The organism is Gilliamella sp. Fer4-1 (genome assembly GCF_001690515.1).
GTDB classification, from domain to species: Bacteria; Pseudomonadota; Gammaproteobacteria; order Enterobacterales; family Orbaceae; genus Gilliamella; species Gilliamella apicola_C.
The window spans coordinates 1-4996 of record NZ_LZGZ01000177.1; the positions used below are offsets into that span (position 1 = coordinate 1).

Below are 4996 nucleotides of genomic sequence, written 5' to 3' on the forward strand. Positions count from 1 at the left end.
TATACCATTGTCTAATAAACATACAAAATAGAAATAATTTAATTACATTAAAAAAACAACATTATTAACAATAGTTGAAATTGGCTAATTCATCACTAAAAACATGATAGCGCTATTGCTCAGTAGCCTGTTTAGGTCTATATTGAATCAACGCCAATAGGTGCAAAATCTTTAATGCATTGAACGTCGTTATCCTATCAACACTGAAATTTATTACAACACAATTATTATTCCCCCAAAGGAAACAGTTATGCAAAAAAGAGTCAATGAAGTTACTATGCGTGGAGTCCCCATTACTTTGTTAGGTCCCAAAATCAACGTTGGTGACATAGCACCTGATTTTATTGTGCAAGATTTAGTAATGAAACCCATTAAATTATCCGATTTTAAAGGTAAAATCAGAATTATTAATTCGGTACCATCCATTGATACTTCGGTATGTAGTGCCCAAGTTCACCGTTTTAATGTCGAAGCGGCAAAATTAACCGATACTATAATATTTTCAATTAGCCTTGATTTACCTTTTGCATTAAATCGCTATTGTGCTGCTGAAGGCATTAATGCCGTTAGAGTGACGTCAGATCATAAAGACCTTGATTTTGGCCTAAAATATGGCACTGTTATTGAAGAACTACGTTTACTTTCCCGAGCCGTATTTGTTATTGATAAAAATGACAAAATTGCTTATGTTGAATATGTTAAAGAAACATCTTCAGAACCTAATTATGACAAAGCCCTAGCGGCGGTTAAAGCATTAGCATAAATCAAAGCAATAATACATCGCCATCCTCTACAAATAGTGGTGGCGATGATTTACTTTAAGATTTATTTAGAGTAGCTATTTAATAGACAAAATTATTCAGTTATAATCCAATAAAAACATACCTTTTCCATAATCTTAATCATGAATAATAGCATTCCCCGATCTCGCATTTGGTCATCAATTCTTTGCCTTGCATTTGCGGCATTTATTTTTAATACAACGGAATTTGTGCCCGTTGGGCTATTACCTAATATTGCTGAAAGCTTTTCAATGGATGTCGCTCATGCTGGATTATTACTCACCATTTATGCGTGGGCTGTCTCGTTATTATCATTGCCACTCACAGTATTAACGTCAAAAATGGAACGAAGAAAGCTACTCATCCTTTTATTTTGCCTATTTATTGGTAGTCATATTTTAGCTGGATTTGCGTGGAATTTTTACAGTTTGATGGTAGCAAGAATTGGTATTGCTTGTGCTCATGCGGTATTTTGGGCAATTACAACACCACTTGCCGTTCGGTTAGCGCCCAATGGTAAAAAAGCTAAAGCCATGGGCTTTATTGTTATTGGCGTATCGATGGCAACCATTCTAGGCATTCCAATTGGCACCATCATAGGACAACTCGTTGGCTGGCGTGTGACTTTTTTATGTATTGCTGGTATCGCTTTTTGCGTGATGATATTACTACTCCGCTTATTGCCTACTGTACCAAGCATGGATATTATCTCTATCAAAGATATTCCAATGGTATTAAAACGCCCAATACTGCTAAACATTTATCTATTAATAGCCATTATAATTGCTGGCCACTTCACTGCTTATACCTACATTACGCCATTTATGAAAGATGTTGGCGGATTTAATCAAAATGTTATCGTCGCTTTATTGTTAGTAGTCGGTTTTTCTGGCATGATTGGCAGCGTTATTTTTGCAAAATACGCCGAAAAAAATCCAACCGCCATTTTAGTGATCCCTATGTTGTCATTGATCGCTTGTTTATTATCACTTTATGTCTGTTCGTTCACACTTTATACCGCAATCATTCAATGTTTGATCTGGGGGCTTTCGATTACCATTATTGGCATGGTCATGCAAAGCAAAGTCATCGATGCAGCGCCCGATGCAACCGATATTGCCACATCTGTTTATTCAGGTATTTACAATATTGGAATAGGCGGAGGCGCTTTTATAGGTAGTAAAGTATTAATTTTACTATCAACGGAGGATATTGGTTTTGTTGGCGCCGTTTTCGTTATTATTGCGTTGTTATTTTTCTGTCTTTGTTCTAGAAAATTGTGGAATAATAAAACCATTTTATAAAAATCTTAAAGCTCAGAAACAGCATTATTTATTATATAACGCCAATAAATAATGCTGAAAATAACACTCTTACATTATGATTTACTTAAAGACTCTAACTGTTCCCAGCGTTCAAAAGCAGATTCTAATTCGGCTTCTTTGTCGGTCAAAGATTGTAAGATTGGACCTGTAACCTCGTGGGGTTGATTAAAAAAGTCGCTTTGACTAATCTGTGCTTGTAAATCAGCAATGGCTAATTCTAATTGTTCTATTTTGCTTGGTAATTGTGTTAACTCTCGTTGTTCATTATAACTCAGCTTAACCTTCTTTTTAGTGGATTGATCATTGCTTTTGTTATTCGCCGTGCTTAATGTTTTTTTAGGCTGTTTAACATCATTAACTGCCGCTACTTTAACTGGTTGTGCTTGTTGCTGTTGTTGCAGAGCATCGGCATAACCACCGGCATAAATACCAATATGCCCTTTGTCCTCAAAAAACCAACATTGGGTAACCACATTATCAACAAACTGCCGATCATGACTAACTAGTAAGACTGTTCCCTGATAATCATTAACCAACTCTTCTAACAATTCCAGCGTTTCAATATCCAGATCATTGGTCGGTTCATCAAGTATTAATAAATTACTAGGCTTTAAAAATAGTTTAGCCAGCAATAAACGATTACGCTCCCCACCTGATAATGCACGAACAGGTGTTCGGGCGCGTTTTGGTGGGAATAAAAAATCTTGCAGATAACCAAGTACATGACGTGATCGTCCATTAACCATCACTTCTTGTTTACCTTCAGCTAAATTATCCATCACGGTTTTTTCAGGATCGAGCTCTAACCGATATTGATCAAAATAAGCTACTTCAAGCTTGGTACCGCAATGCACACTACCTGATGTTGGCGTTAAATTACCCAACATCAGTTTTAACAACGTTGTTTTACCAATGCCATTAGGACCAATTAAAGCAATCTTATCACCTCGTAATACTTGTACAGAAAAATCATTAACAAGCAACTTATCCCCAATCTGATAGGTCACATTTTCAAGCTCAAAAACGATTTTTCCTGAACGTAATGCCTCTTCAATTTGCATTTTGGCACTACCCATCACTTGGCGACGCTCGCTATACTCTTGGCGCATTGCTTTTAATGCACGTACTCGCCCTTCATTACGTGTACGGCGTGCTTTAATCCCTTGGCGAATCCAGACCTCTTCTTGGGCTAATTTCTTATCAAATTCGGCATTTTGCAACTCTTCAACACGTAGTGCTTCTTCTTTGCCAATTAAATAGTTATCGTAATTACCACTCCAAGAGGCAATTTTGCCGCGATCTAAATCAATAATGCGTGTTGCCATTTGGCGAATAAAAGAGCGATCATGAGAAATAAATACAATACTGCCATTAAAGCTTTTTAAAAACTCTTCTAACCATTTTATGGTTTGAATATCTAAATGGTTGGTTGGCTCATCAAGCAATAAAACCGACGGTTGGCAAACCAAAGCTCTGGCCAATGCGGCTTTACGAAGCCAGCCACCAGATAGCGAAGATAGCAAAGCATCGCCATCAAGCGATAGCGACGAAATAACATTACGAATACGACTATCTAATTGCCAGCCATTTTGGTGATCTAATTGCTCTTGCATTTTAGCTAATTTGGTTAAATTGCTTTCGCAAGGGTCTTGCTCTACTTGATGTGCCAAATCGTAATAATCACGTAATAATTGCGCTTGTTCATGCAACCCTTCGGCCACAAAGTCAAATACATTGCCTTGCACATCGCGAGGAGGATCTTGTTGCAAACGTGAAACAATCACATTATTTTCATAAATAATTTGACCTTCATCTAATGGTATTTCTTTGTTTAATACTTTCAGTAACGTTGATTTGCCCGCACCATTACGACCAACAAGGCAAACTCGTTCGTTTGGTTCAATAGACATATCAATATGATCGAGCAGTGGCGCATCACTAAATGAAAGGTAAGCATTGGTAAGATTAATTAATGACATAATGGTGATTTTTATTTGGATATTAAGTAATAAGGCATTATTCTACCATAAAGTTAGCCAAGGCAAATAAATCAAAAAATAAAGAAGCACTAATAGGTCTCACAAATATTAGAAATCACTGTTCTATCCTATAAAAAAAAATAAATACTGTTATATTAATGAATAAAAATATTAATGAGTTTCGGTGTGGAGATTATTATGAGCCATATGTGGACATTCCAGCGCGTTGGTGGGTTGGATCAAGTTGTATTTAAAAGTGCTGATGACATTATCAATTTACCAGATTTAGACCCTAAATTATGGGTAGCATTAAGCTGCCCAACAACAGGGTTAGATTTTGACGAGCGAACCTTAGCATTACTTGATTCAGATCAAGATGGACGTATTCGCATTCCTGATATTTTAGATGCTATCAGTTGGACACAAGATAAAATCGTGTCATTTGATAGCATTTTAACAATGAGTGAAACACTACCTTTATCACAAATTAAAACGTCTACCCCACAGGGGGAAAAACTCTCTACTACGGCACGGAGTATTTTGGCTAGTTTGAATAAAAGTAATGTGGATTATTTAACACAAGATGATATATGGCAATCAATTAAAACCAATGCTGATAAACTTTATAATGGCGATTTAATCTTCCCTGCATCAAGTGAATTATCAAGCGACATGCAAACCTTTATTCAAACAGCAATCAAAACCACTGGTGCACAAAAAGATATGAGTGGACAAGAGGGGATTGATTTAAACATTGCCACCACATTTGTTGAAAACTTAAAAACTTGGTTGCAATGGCAAGCAAAAATAAATAATACCGATACACCATTTGGTGAAAATAGCGCTGAAATATGGAAGCTAATTCAACTATTAAAACCCAAAATTGATGATTATTTTTTACGTGTTGAAT

3 protein-coding genes and 1 pseudogene are annotated in these 4996 nt (G+C 36.2%); 3 read left to right on the forward strand and 1 reads right to left on the reverse strand.

Going from position 1 to position 4996, the window contains the following annotated elements; all coding sequences use genetic code 11:
• Positions 1-250 precede the first annotated feature (250 nt).
• Both tpx and A9G30_RS06145 read left to right on the forward strand, forming a co-directional pair.
• A complete protein-coding gene (gene tpx, locus A9G30_RS06140) occupies positions 251-763 on the forward strand; it encodes a thiol peroxidase (protein WP_065588387.1) in 513 nt (170 codons plus the stop codon).
• A 141-nt stretch (positions 764-904) separates the two neighbouring features.
• Complete coding sequence (locus tag A9G30_RS06145; protein ID WP_065582437.1) at positions 905-2086, forward strand: sugar transporter; 1182 nt, start codon at positions 905-907, stop codon at positions 2084-2086.
• A 74-nt stretch (positions 2087-2160) separates the two neighbouring features.
• Here the strand turns inward: A9G30_RS06145 and A9G30_RS06150 are convergent, their stop codons facing one another.
• Positions 2161-4086 carry an ABC transporter ATP-binding protein gene (locus tag A9G30_RS06150; protein WP_065588388.1) on the reverse strand — a complete coding sequence of 642 codons (1926 nt, stop codon included), beginning with the start codon at positions 4084-4086 and terminating at the stop codon, positions 2161-2163.
• A 198-nt stretch (positions 4087-4284) separates the two neighbouring features.
• Between A9G30_RS06150 and A9G30_RS06155 the strand changes: the two are divergent.
• Positions 4285-4996: pseudogene (locus A9G30_RS06155) on the forward strand (hypothetical protein); the annotation flags it as partial.